Origin of the sequence: Streptomyces sp. NPDC057287, from assembly GCF_042667905.1 — a bacterium.
Taxonomy (GTDB): Bacteria; Actinomycetota; Actinomycetes; order Streptomycetales; family Streptomycetaceae; genus Streptomyces.
This window is the reverse complement of record NZ_JBHUYV010000011.1, coordinates 134,621-154,996: the sequence shown is the minus strand read 5'-3', so window position 1 is coordinate 154,996 and position 20,376 is coordinate 134,621. Positions and strand designations below refer to the sequence as shown.

The following is a 20,376-nucleotide window of genomic DNA, read 5'->3' as shown; positions in this document are numbered from 1 at the left end:
AGGATCTAGGACGATGGCAGGCAACACGGAACCGTTGTCGCCGCGGGCCAAGCTCGCCGTGACGGCGGGCAAGGCCGCGGCGGCGGTGTCGCGCGCTGCGGGGCGCGGCAGCGGATCGGTGATCGGCGGCCGGGTGGCGCTCAAGCTCGACCCCGACCTGCTCGGGCGGCTGGCGCAGCACCTGGACGTGATCCTCGTGTCGGCGACGAACGGCAAGACGACGACGACCCGGCTGATCGCCGAGGCGCTGCGGGCCGCCGGGCCCGTCGTGTCCAACGCACTCGGAGCCAACATGCCCGCGGGGATCACCTCCGCGCTGGCGGGCGGCTCCGACGCGCGGTACGGCGTGATCGAGGTCGACGAGAAGTACCTCGCCGGCGTGGCACGCGACACGACGCCGAAGGTGATCGCGCTTCTCAACCTCTCCCGCGACCAGCTGGACCGCGCGGCGGAGACCCGGATGCTGGCCGAGAAGTGGCGTGAGGGCCTGTCGGGCTCCAAGGCCGTGATCGTGGCCAACGCCGACGACCCGCTGATCGTGTGGGCCGCCTCGTCCTCCCCCAATGTGGTGTGGGTCGCGGCGGGACAGGCGTGGAAGGACGACGCCTGGTCGTGCCCGTCCTGCGGCGGTGTGATGCAGCGCCCGGGTGACGACTGGTTCTGCGGCGAGTGCGGCTTCCGCCGCCCCGCCCCCAGCTGGGCACTGAACGGCGACTACGTCCTGGACCCGCACGGTTCGGCGTGGCCGATCCACCTGCAGCTGCCGGGCCGGGCCAACAAGGCCAACGCCACGAGCTCGGCCGCCGTGGCCGCCGTCTTCGGCGTGCCGCCGCAGGTCGCCCTGGAGCGCATGTACCAGGTGCAGGCCGTGGCGGGCCGCTACGACGTCGTCACCTTCCTGGGCCGCGAGCTCCGGCTCCTGCTGGCGAAGAACCCGGCGGGCTGGCTGGAGACGTTCTCCCTGATCGACCCGCCGCCCACTCCGGTGATCCTCTCGGTGAACGCCCGCGGCGCGGACGGCACGGACACCTCCTGGCTGTGGGACGTCGACTACACCCAGCTCTACGGTCACCCGATCTTCGTGCTCGGCGACCGCAAGCTGGACCTGGCGGTCCGGCTCGAGGTGGCCGGACTCGACTTCCGTGTCTGCGAGACCCTGGACGAGGCCGTCCAGATGGCTCCGCCGGGCCGTATCGAGGTCATCGCCAACTACACCGCCTTCCAGGATCTGCGCCGTCGTGTCGGCAACTGACCCCCGCGCGGGCTCCCCCCGGAGAGGACGAAGCATGAGCAACAACAGCCTGCGGCTGGTGTGGGTCTACCCCGACCTCCTCAGCACCTACGGCGACCAGGGCAACGCCCTGGTGGTGGAGCGCCGGGCACGCCAGCGCGGTCTCGACGTGTCGCGCGTGGACGTGCGCAGCGACCAGCCCGTCCCGACGTCGGGCGACATCTATCTGATCGGCGGCGGTGAGGACCGGCCGCAGCGTCTCGCCGCGGAGCGGCTGCGCCGTGACGGCGGACTGAGCAGGGCCGCGGCGAACGGCGCGATCATCTTCTCGGTCTGCGCCGGCTACCAGATCCTCGGCCACGAGTTCGTCAACGACCTCGGCGAGCGCGAGCCCGGCCTCGGGCTGCTCGACGTCGTCTCGACCCGCGGCGAGGGCGCCCGGTGCGTCGGCGACGTGCTCGGGGACATCGACCCGAACCTGGGCCTGCCGCCGCTGACCGGTTTCGAGAACCACCAGGGCGTCACCCATCTCGGCCCGTCGGCGCGCCCGCTCGCCCGGGTGCGGCTGGGGCGTGGCAACGGCACGGGGGACGGCACGGAAGGCGCGTACAACGACACCGTCTTCGGCACCTACATGCACGGGCCGGTCCTGGCACGCAACCCGCTGATCGCGGACCTGCTGCTGAAGCTGGCCCTGGACGTGAACGCGCTGCCGCCGAGCGACGACCGGTGGTACGAGGCACTGCGCGCCGAGCGGATCGCCGCGGCGACCCAGCCGGCCTGACGCATTCCGGACGGACCGGCCCCCTCCCGGGGGCCGGTCCGTGCGCGTCGGGGCCGGTGTACATCCGGTGGCCGTCCAGCAGTCGGACAGTGGGTTCGGTCCGGCCACCCCGCGCCGGTAGGGTGGCGGGGTTCCAACCGGACGACGTGGTCCGGCGTCGGCCCACGTTGCAAAGGTTTCCCGGGCAATGCGAATTGGTGTGCTCACCTCCGGCGGCGACTGCCCCGGCCTCAACGCCGTCATCCGTTCCGTCGTGCACCGCGCGGTGGTCGACCACGGCGACGAGGTCATCGGCTTCCACGACGGCTGGAGGGGCCTCCTCGAGTGCGACTACCGCAAGCTCGACCTCGACGCGGTCGGCGGCATCCTCGCCCGCGGCGGCACGATCCTCGGCTCCTCCCGCGTCCAGCCCGCACATCTGCGTGACGGCGTGGAGCGCGCGAAGGGCCATGTCGCCGATCTCGGCCTGGACGCGATCATCCCGATCGGCGGCGAGGGCACGCTGAAGGCGGCCAACCTGCTCTCCGACGCGGGGCTGCCCATCGTCGGTGTCCCCAAGACCATCGACAACGACATCGCCTCCACCGATGTGACCTTCGGCTTCGACACGGCCGTCGGGGTCGCGACCGAGGCGCTCGACCGGCTGAAGACGACGGCGGAGTCGCACCAGCGGGTCCTGATCGTCGAGGTCATGGGGCGGCACACGGGCTGGATCGCGCTGCACTCGGGCATGGCTGCCGGCGCACACGCCATCGTCGTTCCCGAGCGGCCCTTCGACATCGACGAGCTGACCGAACTGGTCGGTCGGCGCTTCTCGGACGGCAAGAAGTTCGCGATCGTCGTCGTGGCGGAGGGCGCCAAGCCCCGCGAGGGCTCCATGGACTTCAACCAGGGCAAGACGGACATCTACGGTCACGAGCGCTTCGCCGGTGTGGCGACGCAGCTCTCCGGTGAGCTGGAGCACCGCCTCGGCAAGGAGGCCCGCCCGGTCATCCTCGGCCATGTACAGCGGGGCGGGACCCCGACCGCGTACGACCGCGTCCTGGCCACGCGCTTCGGCTGGCACGCGGTGGAGGCGGCGCACCGCGGTGAGTTCGGCATGATGACGGCGCTGCGCGGCACGGACATCACGATGGTTCCGCTGGCCGCGGCCGTGGAGACCCTCAAGACGGTCCCGGCCGAGCGCTACGCCGAGGCCCAGGTCGTGCTCTGACCGTCACGACGCCCCGAGAACCGCCCCCGGCCGCACCCGCGGCCGGGGGCGGTTCTAGTCTGGACCGGACAACCGGCACGAAACGGGGACGTCCCCAGCGGGAGTGAACAGATGGATCACAGCGGGCACGGCATGAACATGGATCTGCCGCCGTTCACGCTGGGACGTGGGCTCGAGTTCTCCGCGGACCCGTTCTTCCTGATCGGCTGCGTCGTCGCCCTCGCCCTGTACGGCTACGGGGTCCTGCGACTGCGCGCGCGGGGCGACGGCTGGCCGGTCAACCGGACCGTGTTCTTCGTCCTCGGTGTGCTGTCCATCGCCCTGGTGATGTGCACGGGTCTCAACGACTACGGCATGGTCATGTTCAGCGTGCACATGGTGCAGCACATGGTGATCAGCATGGTGTCGCCGATCCTGCTGCTGCTGGGCGCCCCGGTGACCCTGGCGCTCCGGGCGCTGCCGGTGGCGGGGCGGGACCGCACGGGCCCGCGCGAACTGCTGCTCAAGCTGCTCCACAGCCGCTACATGAAGATCGTCACGCACCCGGCGTTCACGATCCCGCTCTTCATCGCGAGCCTGTACGGGCTGTACTTCACCCCGCTGTTCGACTTCCTGATGGAGTCGAAGACGGGCCACATCGCGATGATGGTGCACTTCCTCGCCGTCGGCCTGGTGTTCTTCTGGCCGATCATGGGCGTGGACCCAGGCCCGCACAGGCCCGGATACGTGATGCGGATGCTGGAGCTGTTCGCGGGCATGCCGTTCCACGCGTTCTTCGGGATCGCGCTGATGATGGCGACCCAGCCGATGGTGAAGGCGTACGAGGATCCGCCCGCCTCGCTCGGTATCGACGCGCTGGGCGACCAGTCCGCTGCGGGCGGGATCGCCTGGGCGTTCAGCGAGATCCCGTCCGTGCTGGTGCTGATCGCCCTGGTCTTCCAGTGGTACCGCTCCGAGCAGCGGACGGCCAAGCGCTCCGACCGGGCCGCCGACCGGGACGGCGACCAGGAGCTGAAGGCGTACAACGCCTATCTCGCCTCATTGCAGGCACGCGGACAGTAGCGGTGGGCACGCCCGAGGGGTGACCATGGCTTCAACGGCCGTGCGGCCGATGAGGAGCGTGCGCTCATGCCTGGATCCACGAAAACCATGGGAGTGCTCACGGTCGGCGCGCTGGTCGCGGTGACGGCGTACACGGTGGCGCTGGGGAGCAACGGCTGGCTCTGGTTCGGCTGGGTGGTGCTGGGGCTGGCCACCCTGGGGATGGTCGCCACCCGCGACACCTGAGGCGTGAGCCTCCCGGTCCTCGGCACTGCCGGGGACCGGACCGCCCGGGCGGCGTACGGCTGCGTGCGGGGGCGATCCGGCGGTGCCAGCATGGTGGCGAGGTGTGGCGCGTGGCCCGCCGGCTCCGGCCGGTCCGGTCTGTCGCGTGTCGTCGTCGTCGGCGGGAAGTGGGTGCTTCGCATGGACAGGTCCGGGCTGATCGAGGCGATCGGGCGCAAGACGGCGGGCGGCGGCGGGCTGCCGGACGACGAGATCGGCCGGGTCGTCGACGCCCTGTTCGGCACGGTGGCGGAGCCGGGTGTGATCGCGGAGGCGCTCAGAGCGGGCAGGGCGGTCACCCTGGTGGGTTTCGGCAGTTTCCACGACGTGGGCGGCGAGGCCTCGCTGCGGCCGGGCAAGGCGCTCAACGAGTTCGTCCACGACCGGGCCGGGTGAACGGGGCACCGGTCCGATGGCCGTCCTGACCTTGCGGGCCGAAGGCGCCGCGCCCCCCGAGGAGGTCTGGCTGCGCTACGTCACCCCTGCCTGCTGGCCGTCCTGGTCGCCGCAGATCAGGGGGGTACGCGTGGACGGGGAACGCATCGCGGCGGGCACACGGGGAGAGGTCGTCTCGCTGTTCGGTGTCACCGCGGCATTCGTCGTCGAGTCCGTGGACGACGAGCGGTGGCGGTGGGCGTGGAGGGTCCGGCTCGGCCCGGTGCGCCTGCGGCTGTGCCATGAGGTCCGGCGCCTGCCGGGCGGATCGGCCACGGTCCTCCGGATCGAGGGCCCGGCCGCCGCTCTCGCCGCCTACGCCGGTCCGGCACGGTGGGCACTGGGGCGCCTGGTCCGGGGGTGACTGCCGGCGGCTGCCCGGTGCGGCACGTGCGGACCGCGTGTCCGGATGTGACAGGAAGCCGTCATTGCGGCCCCGGGACCGGGACGGCGAGGATGAGGACATGCCCCTCACCCACCGTGTCGTGATCGCGGTCTTCCCGGGCGTCGACCTCCTCGACGTCACCGGCCCGGCCGAGGTCTTCGCGCTGGCCAACCGGGAGACCGAAGGCCGCGGCCCCTACCAGGTCCTGCTCGCGGGCCAGGTCGCCGGAGCGGTGCGGACGTCGGCGGGCGTACGGCTGCTGACCGATCTCGCCTTCGACGAGGTCGGCGACCGGGCGGACACACTGGTCGTGCCCGGCGCCGCCGACATGACGGACGAAGGCCCCACCGCACGCGTCGACCCCGAGGTCGTGGCGTGGGTGAAGGCGACCGCCCCGCACGTAGGAAGGGTCGCCTCGGTGTGTGTGGGCGCCCATGTACTGGCGGCGGCCGGTCTGCTGGACGGGAAGACGGCGACGACCCACTGGTCGACGGCCGCTCAGCTCGCGGCGGACCACCCGGCCGTGACCGTCGATCCGGACCCGATCTTCGTCCGGGCCGATCACGGCCGGCTGTGGACGGGTGCCGGCATCAGCGCCTGCCTGGACCTCGCGCTCGCCCTGGTGGCCGAGGACCTCGGGGAGGAGGTCGCGCTGGCCGTCGCACGCCAGCTGGTGATGTTCCTCAAGCGGCAGGGCGGGCAGAGCCAGTTCTCCGTACCCCTGAGCCGCCCCGCGGCCTCCCGTCGCGACATCGACGAGCTGCGGTCGTGGATCGCCGGTCATCTGGACGCGGATCTGTCCGCCCGGGCGCTGTCGGCCCGTATGCGTCTGAGCGAGCGGCACTTCGCCCGTGTCTTCACCAAGGAGACCGGGGCAGGTCCGGCCGCCTACGTCGAAGCGGCCAGGATCGAAGCGGCCCGACGTCTCCTGGAGAGCACCGACCACACACTCGGCCAGGTCGCGGCAGCAGCCGGGCTCGGCTCGACGGAGACCCTGCACCGGGCGTTCAGGCGGCAGCTCGCCACCACGCCCTCCGCCTACCGCCGCCGGTTCAGGACCGGGGCGGCCTGAGTTCCACCCCCGATGAGACCGGCCCCGGTGCACAGGCACCGGGGCTCGCACAGCCATGCCGTTCACCCAGGGAAGGACCCCCGATGACCCCGAACCAGCCCTCCACACCTCTGCGCGCTCTCCTCGGGCTGGACGACCAGCCGCCGCGCCTGGACGAGTCCGCGCTGATCATGATCGATTTCCAGAACACCTACCGGGACGGCGTGATGGCCCTGGAAGGCGCCGAGCAGGCCCTCGCGGCCGGTGCGCGTCTCCTCGGGCGGGCGCGCGCGGCGGGTTCGCCCGTCGTCCACGTCGTCCACGACGGCGGCGAGAACTCACCGTACGACCTCGGTGCCCATGTCGGTGCCATCAGCGACGAGGTCGCCCCGGTGGAGGGTGAAGCGGTCGTGGTCAAGGAGCACCCCGACGCCTTCCACGCCACCGAACTGGAGAAGACACTGTCCGGGCTCGGCTTCGGGGCGGGCAGCGGCCGGAACCTCGTACTGGCCGGCTTCATGACCCACATGTGTGTCAACTACACGGCGCAGGAGGCCTTCAACCTCGGGTACCGGCCCACCGTCGTCGCCGAGGCCACCGCGACCCGGGCGCTCACGGCCCCGGACGGCACCGTCGTGCCCGCGGCCACGCTCAAGACCGCCGCGCTGACCATGCTCACCGACGTGTTCGCGACGGTGGTCCCGACCTCGGACGCCCTGCCGGGCTGACCGGGGGCCGGCCCGGCCGTCACCGGGTCGGCCGTCACGCCGGACCGGGCGTCGCACAGGCGGCGTTCCTCATCGGTGACTCGGCGACGCAGATGACCACACCGCTCCGGCACAGCCCCGGAGGGCCGCTTCCGCGCGAGGTGCCGGGTCGCGAGGGCCGGGGTCCGTGCCGAGCGGCTTCAGCGCGCCAGGACTTCGTATGCACTGGAAACAAAGCTACGATCGATCACCGACGAGCAGACGGGTCGTACAGGCTATCGACTGATGCCACATCAGATGAGACGACGAGGAGCGGGTACCCGTCCGAGGAGGGCCGGGCCGCGGTCGACCGCACGATCGGGTCGGCCGGGAGACGACACCACGCGTGACCTGACAGAACGCGGCCACCGGCCCGGTCCGGAAGGCCAGGAGGGAAGCTGTGTTCTATTACGTCCTGAAGTACGTCGTGCTGGGCCCTCTGCTGCGGCTGGCGTTCCGGCCACGCATCGAAGGCCTGGAACACATCCCCGACGACGGCGCGGCCATCGTGGCGGGCAACCACCTCTCGTTCTCCGACCACTTCCTGATGCCGGCGATCCTCAAACGCCGCATCACGTTCCTCGCGAAGGCCGAGTACTTCACCGGCCCTGGCATCAAGGGCAAGCTGACCGCGGCGTTCTTCCACAGCATCGGGCAGATCCCCGTGGACCGCTCCGGCAAGGAGGCGGGACAGGCCGCCATCCGTGAAGGGCTGGGGGTGCTGAGCAAGGGTGAACTGCTGGGCATCTACCCGGAGGGCACCCGCTCGCACGACGGACGGCTGTACAAGGGAAAGGTCGGGGTCGCCGTGATGGCGATCAAGGCAGGAGTACCGGTCATCCCCTGCGCGATGGTCGGCACCTTCGAGATCCAGCCGCCCGGACAGAAGGTGCCCAGGATCAAGCGGGTCAAGATCCGCTTCGGGGAACCGCTGGACTTCTCGCGCTACGCCGGCCTGGAGGACCAGAAGGCGGCGATCCGCGCCGTGACGGACGAGATCATGTACGCCATTCTCGGGCTCTCCGGCCAGGAGTACGTCGACGAGTACGCGGTCAAGGCGAAGGCGGCGCAGGGCGAGGAGTCCAGGAAGTTCCCCCGTCGGCCACGCTGAGCGGGGAATCTGCTGAGGGCCGATTTCCCTGGCCCGACCGCCGAAGCGACCGTAGCGTCTTCCGTATGAGCAGAGGACGAGCGTTCGTGCTGGGCGCGACGGGACAGATCGGCCGGGCCGCTGTGAGGGCTCTCGCCGAGGACGGCTGGGACGTGACCGCGGCATCCCGCAGGGGCGGCAGGGACGATGCCTGGGGCGACGACGTCCGCGCGCTCGCACTCGACCGCGAGGAGGAGGGGGCTCTCGCCTCCGCTCTCGGCGACGGGTGCGACGTCCTGGTCGACATGGTCGCCTTCGGCCCGTCCCACGCCGCGGAGTTGACGGGTCTCGCGGACCGGGCCGGATCCGCGGTCGTCATCTCCAGCGGCGCGGTGTACGAGGACGGGCGGGGGCGCAGTTTCGACACACAGGGCGATCCGGACGGTTTCCCGGAGTATCCGGTGCCCATCCCGGAGACGCAGCGCACGGTCGCCCCCGGGGACGCGACGTACGGGACACGGAAGGTCGCCCTGGAGCGCGAACTGCTGGCGGCCGGGGAGGCATTGCCGGTGACGCTGCTCCGGGCGGGCGCGATACACGGGGCCCACTGCCGTACGCCGCGCGAGCTGTACTTCGTCAAGCGCGCGCTGGACGGGCGCGGGCGGCGGGTGCTCGCGTACGACGGGGCGAGCCGCTTCCACCCGGTCCATGTGTCCAACCTCGCCGAGCTGATACGGCTGGCCGCGCTGCGGCCGGCTTCACGGGTGCTCAACGCGGGCGACCCGCAGGCACCCACCGTCGCCGAGATCGGCACAGCCGTCGACGGCGTGCTCGGCACGGAGAGCGAGACGGTGCTGGTGGCGGGCGCGCCGCCCCGGGACCATGTCGGCGACACACCGTGGTCCGGTGCGCATCCCGTCGTCTACGACATGGCGGCCGCCGAACGGGAGCTGGGCTACCGCCCGGTGACGGGGTACGAGGAGTCCCTGCCGGAGACCGTCGGCTGGCTCGCCGCGCAGCTCCACGCACGCGACTGGAGAGAGGCCTTCCCGAAGATGGTCCGGGCCTACGGCGAGACGCTCTTCGACTACGCGGCGGAGGACGCCTGGCTGGAGCGGTTCGACCGGCGCGGGTGAGAGCACGGCACCGGGACGGGGTGGCCCCGCACCGGGAGGGGTGAACGGGCGGCCGCCGGGAATCATCGGCCGCCCGCTCACGTTCAGGTGGTGATCACGGCATCGGCGTGGCGTGCGGGGTGCACGTCACATCGCGCCGGTCGGTCTCGCCCGTGAGCAGGTAGGTGTCCACCCGCTCGTTGATGCAGGGGTTGACCAGCCCGGTGACGCCGTGCGAGCCGGCACCCTTCTCGGTGATGAGACGGGAACCCTTGAAGCGCTTGTGCAGCTCGACGGCGCCCTCGTACGGAGTGGCGGCGTCACGCGTGGACTGCACGATCAGTACCGGAGGCAGCCCCTTGCCCGTACGGACGTCCAGGGGTGTCTGCTGCTTGGACGGCCAGGTCGCACAGGGCAGGTTCATCCAGGCGTTGGCCCAGGTCATGAACGGGTGGTCCTTGTGCAGCCGGGTGTTGTCGCGGTCCCACTTCTTCCAGCTGGTGGGCCACTGGGCATCCGCGCACTCGACCGCCGTGTAGACGGCGTTGCCGTTCTCCGAGCTGATGTTGCCCGCGGTGTCCGACAGGTCGGGTCCCGCGGCGTCGATCAGGGTCTGGGTGTCGCCGCCGAGATAGTCGCTCCAGATCTGGGCGGTGGGCGCCCAGGCGGAGTCGTAGTACGGCGCGCTCTGGAAGAATCCGATGAGCTCGGCGGGGCCGACGACGCCGCCGATCGGGTTCTTCTTCGCCGCCGCGCGCAGCGTCAGCCACGCCTGCTCGACCTTCTCGGGCGTGTCACCGATGTGGTAGGCCGCGTCGTTCTTCGCGACCCACGCCTTCCAGTCGTTCCAGCGGGTCTGGAAGGCGATGTCCTGGTTGAGGTTGGCCTCGTACCAGATGTTGTCCTTCGCGGGGTCGACCACGCTGTCGACGATCATGCGGCGTACGTGCGACGGGAAGAGCGTGCCGTAGACCGCGCCCAGGTAGGTGCCGTAGGAGACGCCCAGGAAGTTGAGCTTCTTCTCACCGAGCGCGGCGCGGATGACATCCAGGTCGCGTGCGGTGTTGGGCGTGGTCATGTGCGGCAGCATGTCGCCGCTGCGCTCGGCGCAGCCGTCGGCGTACTCGGCCGCGAGCTTGCGCTGGGCCCGCTTGTCGGCCTCGCTGTCCGGGACCGGATCGGCCTTCGGGGCCTTCACGAACTCCTGGGGGTCGATGCAGGAGATCGGCGCCGAGTGGCCCACCCCGCGCGGGTCGAAGCCGACGAAGTCGTACGCCTTCGCGGCCTTCGTCCAGAGCGGGTTCTTGGTGACGATGCGCTTCGGGAAGGCCATTCCCGAGCCGCCGGGGCCACCGGGGTTGTAGACGAGTGCGCCCTGGCGCTCGTCCTTCGTGCCCGTGCTGACGTGCCGGTCGACCGCGAGCTTGATCTGCTTGCCGTTCGGCTTGCTGTAGTCGAGCGGGACGCTCACCCATCCGCACTGGATGGGTGCGGCGATCGCCCAGTCGGCCGGACAGTCCGTCCAGTCGATACCGGTCCGCGCGGCCCGGGCGGCCGCGGTCTGGACGCCGCGTGCCTCCTGGTCCCCGTGGTGCCGGCCGGCTGCGCCGGCGGCAGGTGCGGCTATCGCCCCCGCTATGAGCGTGCCCGCGATCAGAGTGCCGGCCGAGCCGAGCACCGCTGTGCGCTTCAAGTGGAACCTCCCCCTGTGTGATGCGCCGCCCGCAGCGGCGCGTTGGTTCATGTGTCCAGGCGAAACCTTTCGTCTGTGAGGTTGCTGAGAACAAGGCGTACGCATGTTTCTTTACCGAACCAATAACCGGTGCCCGGTGCCCGCTGAGCGAACTCAGCTCCTCGGCACGGCCCTTGGCTCCTTCAGAAGCCCCTGCAGCGCTTCGTCCAGCACCGCGCGCAGCAGCCTCGCGTCTGCGGCGAGCGCCGTCACGAGGACGGCGGGGCCCGCCAGCGGGGTGAGGGCCGCGGTGGGCCCGAGCAGCCTCGGCGCGGGAAGGCCGTCCTCGAACGCGGGGTCGACGAGGAGCAGCTGCCCCACGGCCCGGTGGCCGCCCAGCACGGCGGCTCCGTCCCACCCGCCGGGCGCTCCGGGCCCGTACGCCAGCTGCTGGTCGAGCAGCGGCCGTCCGGCCCTGCGAACCGTCAGGCGGGTCGAGAGCCGGCCGGTGCTCTCGCCGTGGCGGCCGAGGATCAGCTCCTCGCGGAGCACCAGGCGTGAGGTGCGGGCGAGTTCGGCCCGGGTGGTCATGTCGAGGGCGCTGCCGCACGCGGAGACGAGCTGTTCGGGGAGCCAGTGGAGCTCGGCCTCCTCCCCCACGCTCAGCCGCACGTCGTACGCCGCGGGGCCGGTGTCCGGGCCGGCGCCCGGGAGCGCCACGGTGGCGGCGGCGGAATCCACCGTCATCCGAGCGCCCTCATCGGCCCTGACCTCGACCGCGAGCCGGTCCCCGCCCAGGGGTGCGCTCATGGCGCCGACCACGGTGACGCGCGCGCGGGCGGTGTCCGGAGATCTGGTGCGGCGCAGGGCGAGCGGCCCGTCGCTCTCCAGCACCGGAAGTGACGTGGATCCCCGTCCGTCGGCGACCGCTGTGATCCGCGCGGTGGCCGTGACGCTCATGCGGCCCAGTCCGCGAGCCGCGCCCGCACCCAGTCCGCGACGGGTGCGACGCCGTCGGGACCGGTCAGCGAGGTGAACACCACGGGCAGCTCCCCGCGCTGCGCGGCGGCGTCGCGGGCCATCCGGTCCAGGTCGGATCCGACGTAGGGGGCGAGGTCGGTCTTGTTGATGACGAGGAGGTCGGCGGTGGTCACACCGGGGCCGCCCTTGCGCGGGATGTCGTCGCCACCTGCGACGTCGATGACGAAGACCTGCGCGTCGACGAGTCCTTTGGAGAAGGTGGCGGTGAGGTTGTCGCCGCCGGACTCGACGAGGATCAGGTCGAGGGGGCCCACGGCGTCCTCCAGGTCCTCGACGGCTTCGAGGTTGGCGGAGATGTCGTCGCGGATCGCGGTGTGCGGGCAGGCGCCCGTCTCCACGGCCTGGATCCGCTCGGGCGGCAGTACGGCGTTGCGGAGCAGGAAGGCGGCGTCCTCGCGGGTGTAGATGTCGTTGGTGACGACGGCGATGGAGATCCGGTCACGCAGAGCACGGCAGAGGGCGGCGACGGTGGCCGTCTTCCCCGAGCCGACCGGTCCTCCGAGGCCGATGCGCAGGGCGCGGCGCGTGCCGTCGGGGCGTGCCGCGTCCGCGCTGACTGCCGCGGGGCCGTTGTGTGCGTGGTCGAGGTGCATGGGTGCGACTCCTGATGCTGACGGGTGGGGTGAGGTAGGCGGGTTCAGGACGCGAACAGGCGGACCGGCCAGGCCGCGTGGGCCTCGGCCGAGATGTCGAGCAGCGGCGCGGAGGCGGCGGGCAGCGCGTCGATCCCCTGCAGTGCCGCCTCGGCCGCCTGCTCGGCGACCCGGTCGAGGGCGGGCGCGAGCCCGGCCAGCACCGCCGTCGCTTCGAAGGGGTCCAGGGAGAGCAGGCGGACCACGGCGGTGGCCGGGCCGCTGACCGCTTCGTACGCGACGCAGTGCGCGGCGTCCGCGGGGCCCAGGCCCGCCGCTCGTGCCGTCAGGCCGAGGACGACGGGCTGGTGGGCACCGCGAGGCCGGGCTTCGGCGAGCGCGGCCAGCTCGGGGCTGGGCCAGGTGGCCCGCGCCGCCCTCATCAGCTGCCGGCCGAGCTTGCGCGCGACGTTCCTGAGCGCGGGTGAGGGAGTCCGGGCGTCGGCGGCCTCGTCGAGCGCGAGCGGGTCGAGGCCGTGGGCCGCCGCCGCGGCGAGTGCGGCGGAGGTGAGTCCGGTGGTGTGGAGCCTGCCCAGGCAGAACTCCGACAGGTCCTGGGCGTTGCGGATGTGTCCTGCCTTGACGGCCGGTTCGGCGCCACCGGAGTGGGCGTGGCCACCGGCGGGGAACCGGCCGTCGGCGAGGACGAGCAGGGCTGCGCGCGTCGTCATGAAGTGCTGTCCTGTCCTCAGAAGAGGAAGTAGCGCTGAGCCATGGGAAGTTCAGCGGCGGGGGCGGGTTCGACCGGATCGCCGTCGATGGTGACGGCGAAGCTGTCGGGGTCGACCTCGACACGGGGCAGGGCGTCGTTCTCCCGCATGTCCGCCTTGGTGACGCCCCGGGTGCTGGTGATCGGCACGAACGCCTTGCCGAGCCCCAGGCGTCCGGGCAGGCCGGCCTCGATGGCGGCCGAGGACACGAAGTTGATGGAGTTGGACGCGGGGGCCCGGCCCACGGCACCGAACATCGGCCGGGGCATGACCGGCTGCGGGGTGGGGATCGAGGCGTTGGCGTCACCCATCTGCGCGTACGCGATCTGTCCGCCCTTGATCACCGTCTGCGGCTTGACACCGAAGAAGGCCGGGTCCCACAGCACGAGGTCGGCGAGCTTGCCGGTCTCGACGGAGCCGATCTCCTTGTCCAGCCCCTGGGCCACCGCGGGGTTGATGGTGTATTTGGCGACATAGCGACGTGCCCGGTGGTTGTCCGCGGCACCGTCGCCCGGCAGGGCGCCCCGTCGTCGCTTCATCACGTGGGCGGTCTGCCAGGTACGGAGGATGACCTCGCCGATGCGGCCCATCGCCTGGGAGTCCGAGGAGATGATCGAGATGGCCCCCAGGTCGTGGAGGATGTCCTCGGCCGCGATGGTGGAGGGCCGGATGCGGGACTCGGCGAAGGCGAGGTCCTCCGGCACCGTCGGGTTCAGGTGGTGACAGACCATCAGCATGTCGAGGTGTTCCTCGATCGTGTTGACGGTGTGCGGCCGGGTCGGATTGGTGGAGCTCGGCAGGACGTAGGGCTCCGAGACGACACTGATGATGTCGGGAGCGTGCCCGCCGCCCGCCCCCTCGGTGTGGTACGCGTGGATCGAGCGTCCCGCGATGGCGGCCAGGGTGTCCGCGACGAATCCCGCCTCGTTGAGCGTGTCCGTGTGGATGGCGAGCTGGGCGCCGGTCTCCTCGCAGACGCTCAGGCAGGCGTCGATGACGGCGGGGGTCGCACCCCAGTCCTCGTGGATCTTGAACCCCAGCGCTCCGGCGCGCAGTTGGGAGTGCATCGCCTCGCGGGACATCGTGTTGCCCTTGCCGAGCAGACCGATGTTGACCGGGTAGCCCTCCAGCGCCTCGAACATCCGGGCGAGATGCCAGGGCCCCGGGGTGATCGTCGTGGCCTTGGTGCCTTCCGCCGGGCCCGTGCCGCCACCGACGAGGGTGGTGATCCCGGAGGACAGCGCCTGGTCGACCAGGGTCGGCGAGATGAAGTGGACGTGCGCGTCGATGGCTCCGGCCGTGACGAACTTGCCGTTGCCCGCGATGATCTCGGTCTCCGGTCCGATCACCAGATCGGGGTGCACGCCGTCCATCGTGTCCGGGTTCCCGGCCTTGCCGATGCCGGTGATCCTCCCGTCCCGGATGCCGATGTCCGCCTTGACGATGCCCCAGTGGTCGATGATGACGGCGCCGGTGATGACCGTGTCGGGGGCCCCTTCGGCGCGGGTGGTGCGCGCCTGGCCCATCGATTCACGGATCACCTTCCCACCGCCGAACACGGCTTCGTCCCCGGCACGTCCGGGGCCGCCGGAACGGTCCTCCTCGATCTCGACGAGGAGATCGGTGTCGGCGAGCCGGATGCGGTCACCCGTGGTGGGCCCGAACAGGTCTGCGTACACGGGGCGGCTGAGCTCAGGCATCGAGGGGACCTCCGGTGTCGCCGCGCAGTCCGGGGACGATGCGCAGGCCTGCGAGCGGGACGAGTTCGACGTCGAGGGGGATACCGGGCTCGAAACGCACCGCGGTGCCGGCGGCGATGTTGAGCCGCAGCCCGCGGGCCGCGGGGCGGTCGAAGTCCAGGCCGGTGTTGGCCTCGGCGAAGTGGTAGTGCGACCCCACCTGGACGGGCCGGTCCGCGGCGTTGAGGACGGTGAGGCGGGTGACGGGGCGTCCCTCGTTGAGCGGCACCGTGCCCTCCGCGTACAGGATCTCTCCGGGAATCATCTGCTGCTCCCCCGTCAGACGATCGGATCGTGGACGGTGACCAGCTTGGTGCCGTCCGGGAAGGTGGCCTCGACCTGGACGTCGTGGATCATCTCCGGGATGCCGTCCATGACGTCGTCGCGGGTGAGGACCTTCCGGCCGGAGGCCATCAGTTCAGCCACGGTCCGGCCGTCGCGGGCGCCTTCCAGAAGGTGCGAGGTGATCAGAGCGATCGCCTCGGGGTGATTCAGCCGCAGTCCGCGCGCCCTGCGCTTCTCTGCGACATCGGCCGCCACATGGATGAGCAGGCGTTCCTGTTCGTGCGGAGTCAGTTGCACGCTTCCACCCTCTTCTCTTCCGCCCGGTACCTGCCCCGGGCGCAGCGGGACCCTATCCCGCCTTCAACACTCTGTTGAACGATGAAGAGGATTCCGCGGTCAGGTATTGCACGTTAGGGCGGAAGTTTTTCCGGCGCGTTAACTGATCTTTTGCGGATCCGTGGATATCGGGCCGCGCAACCGGTTCCCCGGGACCTCGGCTGCGTCGCGGCCGAACAGCACCTCCTGCGCGACGAAGCTCCGGGCGGTGGCGTTCCTCGTGCGGGCTGCATCGCCGCCGGGCACATCGGAGTGCGTGACACCGGCCGACCGGTGGTGGCCGTCCCGCTTCCACGCGAGTTCACGCTCCGGCTCTTCTCCCTGCCGACGGACAGGGCGCGCCGGGCGGCCGGCCCGCGGGCATCGCAGACGCGGCTCCGGCCTCCGATCAGCTGCGGAAACGGTCCGTACGCCGCGGGGGAGCCATCGAGATCACCGGCACGAGGACGCGCCCCGCAGCACGCACCGCGATCGATGACGGGGTCGTATACGGCGCGTCACGGGCCGTAGGCCGTACCTACCCGAAGCTCGCCTCGGGCGGCACCGGGCCCGGCGTCCTTGAGCGTGCACCGGGCCTCAGCGGCCGGACGGCTCGTCACGGTCGTGACCGCGGTGCTCCGCCGCGATGCCGAACCGGCTCCGTTCGCCCGCAGTGGAAGGCACCGAGTGGATCGAGGACACCGAGCGGATCACCTGCTCCTCCGATGCCGGCTCCTCGTTCTCGAGTCGCTGCAGATCAGCAGCCGACACCAGCGCCACGAGCGGCTTGCCGTGGCGGGTGACGACCACCCTCTCCCCGCCGTAGACAACGCGGTTGATGAGCTCGGCGAGCTCTGCGCGGGCTTGCGTCACCGGAATCTCGTAGGCCATGGTCCCCATCATAACCTTCTGTACGTCCTGTACATTTTTTACGTACGAGTCGCACCGGTTCGCTCCTGCTGAGGATTCCGAGGAAAGGCATCGTCATGTTCCGACCCGCCGCCCGCCACGTCCTGCCCGAGTTCACCGAGCGCACCGCATACGGATCCCGGAGCACGGACCCGTACTCGAAGCTGCTGTCCGAACGGATCGTCTTCCTCGGCACACCGGTCGACGACACCGCGGCGACCGATCTGATCGCACAGTTCATGTACCTGGAGCACGCGGACCCCGACCGGTCCCTCTCCCTCTACATCAACTCGCCGGGCGGCTCCTTCGGCGCGATGACGGCGATCTACGACACCATGCGCTTCCTCGCCTGCGAGGTGGAGACGTTCTGTCTCGGCCAGGCCGGTTCCAGCGCAGCGGTACTGCTCGCGGCCGGCGCTCCGGGACACCGACATGCCCTGCCGGGCGCCCGGGTAGTCATTCAGCAACCCGCCCTGGACGAGCCGGTGCAGGGGCAGCCCTCCGATCTTGAGATCAGGGCCCGTGAGTTGACGCGCGAGCGCGAGCTGCTCACGGACATGCTGGCCCGTCACACGGGTCGCTCCACGAGGGAGATCAGCGCCGACATCGAACGGGACACCATCCTCGACGCCCCGGCCGCCCTGGCGTTCGGACTGGTGGACCACGTCGTGGAGAACCGCACGCCGTCCCAGCCGCCGCATCCCGCGAGGTGAACGCCAGATGCTCCCACCCCAGCTCCCGCCGCTTCCCGCACTGACCCGCGCGGAGGCCGAGTTCATCGACTGCTACCTGGAAGTGCTCGACCAGCTCGGCCGCATCAATCCCGCCCGGAGCAGCGACACGTACGGAGCGCTCCGGGCGGCTCAGGCCCTCGCGTCCCGGGCCACCGCCCTCCGCGACGCGCTCGTACTGATGCACGACCGGGGTGAGTCACAGATCCACGCGGACACCCTGGCCAGGGCGCTGCGACTGCTGGACGGCGAGCGCCGCGCGGGGCGCGTCGCCGTGCCTCCCGCCTCGACGGGCTGAGCGGTCCAGCCGTCCGGCTCGGCAAGGGACCGCTCCTTCGGCGCTCCTTTCCGACACGCCCGGCGGGCCGATGAGTTTTTCTCGCTCGTTCGGCGTAGAAGCTCCCCCGCCCGAGGGACAGCCCAACTTGCGCAACGGACGCGGACGCTGAACGGAATGCATCGTTCCGCTGCTGGTACGCGGCTGGTCGGACCCGGCCGTCACGGCTCGCGGCCGGGTGCGTCCACCCGATCGGATCAGTCGTGACGACTCTCACATATCGCTACTTCAACCAGGAAATCCGGCAGTGCGTGCGTAAAGATCCCTGGGACGACAAGCCCCCGCCACCGCGGCGGGGCGGTCCGGGCGGACGCCGAGTCCTGCCGCTGTCCGGATGCCTGGTCGACAGAAGTGGATCGGCAGGAGTGGAGGACCCGAGCACAACGGGCCGACCGGAGATCCGGGCGGCCCTCGGGGTGAAGCCGCTTCGCGCGGCCGGGCAACTTCGCCAGCCCGAACCCGACAGGTCATCCTTCACAGGCGGCTGACGAAGGGTTGCGCATGACTGCGCAGGTTCATGTCCCGTCTCTGTTCGCCCGGGTCGGCACGGCCTCGGCTCTGACATTCGCCGTAGGCACCACCGTGCTGGCCCCCGGTTTCGTGAGCGACGCCGAGGCCGCCACCCGATCGGCGACGGCACTCAAGGTCGCCGCTTCGAAGAAGGGGGCGCCCTACAGATGGGGTGCCACAGGCCCTCACCGGTTCGACTGCTCCGGCCTCACGCTCTACTCGTTCAAGAAAGCGGGCAAGAAACTACCCCGCACGGCCCAGCAGCAGTACAACAAGACCCGCCATATCTCCAGGTCGCAGCGGAAACGCGGCGACCTGGTCTTTTTCCACGCGGGCCGCAGTGTGTACCACGTCGGCATCTACGCCGGCAGCGGGAAGATCTGGCACTCACCGAAGACCGGGGCCGTGGTCCGGCTGGAGAAGATCTGGTCCGGCAGCGTCTGGTACGGGAGGGTCCGCTGACCCTCCCTCCCGCCAGGTTCAGCGCAGCAGGGGCCCTGCCACCAGCACGAGTCCCAGTGCGGTGAGCGCCGTGCCGCTGCCGCCCTCGATCGCACGGGCGGCACGCGGCCGGCGCAGCCACCGGCCCAGGCGGTCCACCAGGAGGGCCACGGCCGGGAACCAGACGAGCGCGAGCAGCACGACCACCGAAGCGAGCAGCAGGGTTCTGGGCAAGGGCGGCTGTCCGTCGGGAACGAACTGGGGCAGCAGGCTCAGGAAGAGGACGGGCGCCTTCGGGTTCAGGGCGTTGGTCAGGAAGCCCTGGCGCAGCGAACGCCGGAGCCCCGGCCGCGCTCCGCCCCCGTCCTCCACTTCGGCACCCGGGCCGGCGGCGGCCCGCCGCCGCATCGCGAACAGGCCGCTGAGGCCCAGGTAGAGCACGTACGCGCCGCCGAGCAGCTGAACGGTACGGAAGAGGACGGGCATCGTCACGAGCACGGCGGCGAGTCCGGCGACGGCCAGGGCGGTGTGCACCACGAGTCCTCCGGCGACTCCGACCGCGGTGGCCAGCCCGGACCGGCGGGATACGAGCGCGTTGCGTACGACCACGGTGAAGTCGGCGCCGGGCAGCGCCACCATTCCCGCGGCCACGGCGACGAAGGCGAGCAGTTGTGCGTCCATGGGGTACACCCTGACCGCACGAGCCCTTTAGCGTGTACTTGCAATCTTCTTGGTCTGCCAAAAGGAACGCTTAATGTACGACCCGACACGGCTGGCCGCACTGGTGGCGGTGGCCGAGGCAGGCTCCATCACGCGGGCCGCCGCCCGGCTCGGTTACACCGCGCCCGCACTCTCGCAGCAGCTGGCCAAGCTCGAACGGGAAGCGGGGGCAGCTCTCCTCGTCCGTCACCACCGGGGGGCGCGGCTGACGGCCGCCGGTGAGCTGCTGGCGGGGCGGGCGCGCCGTGTTCTGGACGAGATGGACCAGGCACGGCACGAGCTGGCCCGGCTCGCGGGGCTGTCGGGCGGCCGGTTGCGGGTCGGCACGTTCGTGACGGCCGGGATCCACCTGCTTCCGCCGGTGCTCACCGCGTTCCGACGCGCCCACCCCGACGTGGAGCTGACCGTCACCGACTACGAGCCTCCCGCAGGGGTCGCCGCCGTGGCGGCGGGTGACGTGGACCTGGCGCTGACGCATGCGTACGAGCCGGCGGCAGCCGCGCCGATGCCGGCGGGGCTGTCCGCCGAGCCACTGCTCGTCGAGGAGCTGGTGCTGGTCACCGCGCCCGGGCAGATGCTGTCCGAGGGCAGCGGGCCGCTGCCCGTCGCCGAACTGGCGGGCCGCCCGCTGATCAGCAGCGCGCCGGAGCACCCGCCGCGGCGCGGGGTGGAGCGTGCGCTGGCAGAAGCGGGGGCCACCCCCGCCGTGGTGTGCGAGTCACCCGGCTACGCCCTGGTGTGCGCCCTGGTCAGCGCGGGCCTCGGCGTGGCGGTGGTGCCGGAGATGGTGGCAGCGATGTCGCCGGCCCCGCTGGCGGTGCGGCGCCTGGAGCCGGCCGCTTTCCGGCGGACGATCTCCGTGGTGCACCGGGGGGACAGGAACACCCCGGCGGCGCAGACGCTGATGGCGCTGATGCGCAGCGGCTTCGGGCGGGCCTCTGCTCCGTAGGGACCTCGC

24 protein-coding genes and 1 riboswitch are annotated in these 20,376 nt (G+C 71.2%); of the genes, 15 read left to right on the top strand and 9 right to left on the bottom strand.

All coding sequences use genetic code 11. The features are described from left to right. Nucleotides 1-13: 13 nt before the first annotated feature. From ACFUNE_RS22375 to ACFUNE_RS22325, 11 genes are all read left to right on the top strand, one after another. Nucleotides 14-1,252, top strand: coding sequence for a MurT ligase domain-containing protein (locus ACFUNE_RS22375; protein WP_099172054.1), 1,239 nt, complete (start codon nucleotides 14-16; stop codon nucleotides 1,250-1,252). Between the two features lie 34 nt (nucleotides 1,253-1,286). Then, on the top strand, nucleotides 1,287-2,015 hold the full coding sequence (locus ACFUNE_RS22370; RefSeq protein WP_383570699.1) for a type 1 glutamine amidotransferase: 729 nt from the start codon (nucleotides 1,287-1,289) through the stop codon (nucleotides 2,013-2,015). Nucleotides 2,016-2,202: 187 nt separating this feature from the next. Then, nucleotides 2,203-3,228, top strand: a complete 1,026-nt coding sequence (locus ACFUNE_RS22365; RefSeq protein WP_383570696.1) for a 6-phosphofructokinase — start codon at nucleotides 2,203-2,205, stop codon at nucleotides 3,226-3,228. A 111-nt stretch (nucleotides 3,229-3,339) separates the two neighbouring features. Then, the gene (locus ACFUNE_RS22360) at nucleotides 3,340-4,290 is read left to right on the top strand and encodes a cytochrome c oxidase assembly protein (protein WP_383570693.1); all 951 of its coding nucleotides are present in this window, start codon (nucleotides 3,340-3,342) and stop codon (nucleotides 4,288-4,290) included. A gap of 66 nt (nucleotides 4,291-4,356) precedes the next feature. Continuing rightward, nucleotides 4,357-4,515, top strand: coding sequence for a hypothetical protein (locus tag ACFUNE_RS22355; RefSeq protein WP_164493765.1), 159 nt, complete (start codon nucleotides 4,357-4,359; stop codon nucleotides 4,513-4,515). 3 nt (nucleotides 4,516-4,518) lie between these two features. Further along, on the top strand, nucleotides 4,519-4,950 hold the full coding sequence (locus tag ACFUNE_RS22350) for an HU family DNA-binding protein (protein ID WP_383570690.1): 432 nt from the start codon (nucleotides 4,519-4,521) through the stop codon (nucleotides 4,948-4,950). Between the two features lie 16 nt (nucleotides 4,951-4,966). Beyond that, nucleotides 4,967-5,353 carry an SRPBCC family protein gene (locus tag ACFUNE_RS22345; protein WP_383570687.1) on the top strand — a complete coding sequence of 129 codons (387 nt, stop codon included), beginning with the start codon at nucleotides 4,967-4,969 and terminating at the stop codon, nucleotides 5,351-5,353. 100 nt (nucleotides 5,354-5,453) lie between these two features. Further along, complete coding sequence (locus tag ACFUNE_RS22340) at nucleotides 5,454-6,446, top strand: GlxA family transcriptional regulator (protein WP_383570684.1); 993 nt, start codon at nucleotides 5,454-5,456, stop codon at nucleotides 6,444-6,446. 83 nt (nucleotides 6,447-6,529) lie between these two features. Continuing rightward, nucleotides 6,530-7,153 (top strand): cysteine hydrolase family protein, encoded by a 624-nt coding sequence (locus ACFUNE_RS22335; protein ID WP_383570681.1) that lies wholly within the window; start codon nucleotides 6,530-6,532, stop codon nucleotides 7,151-7,153. A gap of 418 nt (nucleotides 7,154-7,571) precedes the next feature. Next, nucleotides 7,572-8,282 carry a lysophospholipid acyltransferase family protein gene (locus tag ACFUNE_RS22330; RefSeq protein WP_383570678.1) on the top strand — a complete coding sequence of 237 codons (711 nt, stop codon included), beginning with the start codon at nucleotides 7,572-7,574 and terminating at the stop codon, nucleotides 8,280-8,282. 65 nt (nucleotides 8,283-8,347) lie between these two features. Beyond that, complete coding sequence (locus tag ACFUNE_RS22325) at nucleotides 8,348-9,397, top strand: NAD-dependent epimerase/dehydratase family protein (protein ID WP_383570675.1); 1,050 nt, start codon at nucleotides 8,348-8,350, stop codon at nucleotides 9,395-9,397. A 94-nt stretch (nucleotides 9,398-9,491) separates the two neighbouring features. Here ACFUNE_RS22325 and ACFUNE_RS22320 read toward each other — a convergent pair whose 3' ends face one another. From ACFUNE_RS22320 to ACFUNE_RS22285, 8 genes are all read right to left on the bottom strand, one after another. After that, a complete protein-coding gene (locus tag ACFUNE_RS22320; protein WP_383570672.1) occupies nucleotides 9,492-11,069 on the bottom strand; it encodes an alpha/beta hydrolase in 1,578 nt (525 codons plus the stop codon). Between the two features lie 153 nt (nucleotides 11,070-11,222). Further along, on the bottom strand, nucleotides 11,223-12,008 hold the full coding sequence (locus tag ACFUNE_RS22315) for an urease accessory protein UreD (RefSeq protein WP_383570669.1): 786 nt from the start codon (nucleotides 12,006-12,008) through the stop codon (nucleotides 11,223-11,225). After that, complete coding sequence (gene ureG, locus ACFUNE_RS22310; RefSeq protein ID WP_383570666.1) at nucleotides 12,005-12,682, bottom strand: urease accessory protein UreG; 678 nt, start codon at nucleotides 12,680-12,682, stop codon at nucleotides 12,005-12,007. Before ureG ends, ACFUNE_RS22315 begins: the two co-directional genes overlap by 4 nt. A 44-nt stretch (nucleotides 12,683-12,726) precedes the next feature. Next, a complete protein-coding gene (locus ACFUNE_RS22305) occupies nucleotides 12,727-13,392 on the bottom strand; it encodes an urease accessory protein UreF (protein ID WP_383570663.1) in 666 nt (221 codons plus the stop codon). A 17-nt stretch (nucleotides 13,393-13,409) separates the two neighbouring features. Then, complete coding sequence (locus ACFUNE_RS22300) at nucleotides 13,410-15,131, bottom strand: urease subunit alpha (RefSeq protein WP_383570660.1); 1,722 nt, start codon at nucleotides 15,129-15,131, stop codon at nucleotides 13,410-13,412. After that, a complete protein-coding gene (locus ACFUNE_RS22295) occupies nucleotides 15,124-15,435 on the bottom strand; it encodes an urease subunit beta (RefSeq protein ID WP_383570656.1) in 312 nt (103 codons plus the stop codon). The genes ACFUNE_RS22300 and ACFUNE_RS22295 overlap by 8 nt, the downstream gene beginning before the upstream one ends. Before the next feature lie 14 nt (nucleotides 15,436-15,449). Beyond that, on the bottom strand, nucleotides 15,450-15,752 hold the full coding sequence (locus ACFUNE_RS22290) for an urease subunit gamma (RefSeq protein WP_073750029.1): 303 nt from the start codon (nucleotides 15,750-15,752) through the stop codon (nucleotides 15,450-15,452). A 615-nt stretch (nucleotides 15,753-16,367) separates the two neighbouring features. Further along, nucleotides 16,368-16,661, bottom strand: a complete 294-nt coding sequence (locus ACFUNE_RS22285; RefSeq protein WP_383570653.1) for a type II toxin-antitoxin system Phd/YefM family antitoxin — start codon at nucleotides 16,659-16,661, stop codon at nucleotides 16,368-16,370. Between the two features lie 95 nt (nucleotides 16,662-16,756). Here ACFUNE_RS22285 and ACFUNE_RS22280 point away from each other — a divergent pair, with 95 nt between their 5' ends. The 3 genes from ACFUNE_RS22280 to ACFUNE_RS22270 all read left to right on the top strand — a co-directional run bounded on the left by ACFUNE_RS22280 (nucleotide 16,757) and on the right by ACFUNE_RS22270 (nucleotide 18,719). Next, a complete protein-coding gene (locus ACFUNE_RS22280) occupies nucleotides 16,757-17,392 on the top strand; it encodes an ATP-dependent Clp protease proteolytic subunit (RefSeq protein ID WP_383570650.1) in 636 nt (211 codons plus the stop codon). Nucleotides 17,393-17,399: 7 nt separating this feature from the next. Further along, the gene (locus tag ACFUNE_RS22275; RefSeq protein ID WP_383570647.1) at nucleotides 17,400-17,708 is read left to right on the top strand and encodes a hypothetical protein; all 309 of its coding nucleotides are present in this window, start codon (nucleotides 17,400-17,402) and stop codon (nucleotides 17,706-17,708) included. 364 nt (nucleotides 17,709-18,072) lie between these two features. Beyond that, nucleotides 18,073-18,245: riboswitch (cyclic di-AMP (ydaO/yuaA leader) on the top strand. A 3-nt stretch (nucleotides 18,246-18,248) separates the two neighbouring features. After that, nucleotides 18,249-18,719, top strand: a complete 471-nt coding sequence (locus ACFUNE_RS22270) for a C40 family peptidase (RefSeq protein WP_383570644.1) — start codon at nucleotides 18,249-18,251, stop codon at nucleotides 18,717-18,719. An 18-nt stretch (nucleotides 18,720-18,737) separates the two neighbouring features. Here the strand turns inward: ACFUNE_RS22270 and ACFUNE_RS22265 are convergent, their stop codons facing one another. Then, a complete protein-coding gene (locus ACFUNE_RS22265; RefSeq protein WP_383570641.1) occupies nucleotides 18,738-19,379 on the bottom strand; it encodes a LysE family translocator in 642 nt (213 codons plus the stop codon). A gap of 73 nt (nucleotides 19,380-19,452) precedes the next feature. Here ACFUNE_RS22265 and ACFUNE_RS22260 point away from each other — a divergent pair, with 73 nt between their 5' ends. Continuing rightward, entirely contained in the window at nucleotides 19,453-20,367 is a 915-nt protein-coding gene (locus tag ACFUNE_RS22260) for a LysR family transcriptional regulator (protein WP_383570638.1), read from the top strand. Nucleotides 20,368-20,376: the final 9 nt, after the last annotated feature.